Genomic DNA, 342 nt, shown 5'->3' with positions numbered 1-342 from the left:
GACGAGCTGTGGCGACAGCTTGGATTGGATGAGGTCCTGCGAGAGCGGCTTGCCGATCGGAAGTTCAAGGCGGCTGTCGAGCGTGTCGTCTTCGCCATGGTCGCCAATCGCGCGTTGGCGCCAAGCAGCAAGCTGGCCATGGAGGAATGGGTCGACCGTGAAGTGGCCCTTCCCGGTATGACCGAGTTGGACGTGTGGCAGGCATACCGGGCAATGGACTTTCTCCATGATGTGGCGGAAGATCTGCAATACGAGGTCTTCCGGCGAGTGAGCGATCTCTTGAACCTGGACGTGGACCTTCTGTTCTTTGACACGACCTCCACGTACTTCGAGACGGAGGAC

Annotated in this window: 1 pseudogene; it reads left to right on the top strand. The window is 59.4% G+C overall.

From position 1 onward, the window contains the following. Positions 1-342, top strand: a pseudogene (locus J3481_RS15170) (IS1634 family transposase); the annotation flags it as partial.

Origin of the sequence: Alicyclobacillus fructus, from assembly GCF_017329605.1 — a bacterium.
GTDB classification, from domain to species: Bacteria; Bacillota; Bacilli; order Alicyclobacillales; family Alicyclobacillaceae; genus Alicyclobacillus; species Alicyclobacillus fructus.
The sequence above is the reverse complement of the archived record's forward strand: the minus strand, read 5'-3'. Positions and strand labels throughout refer to the sequence as shown.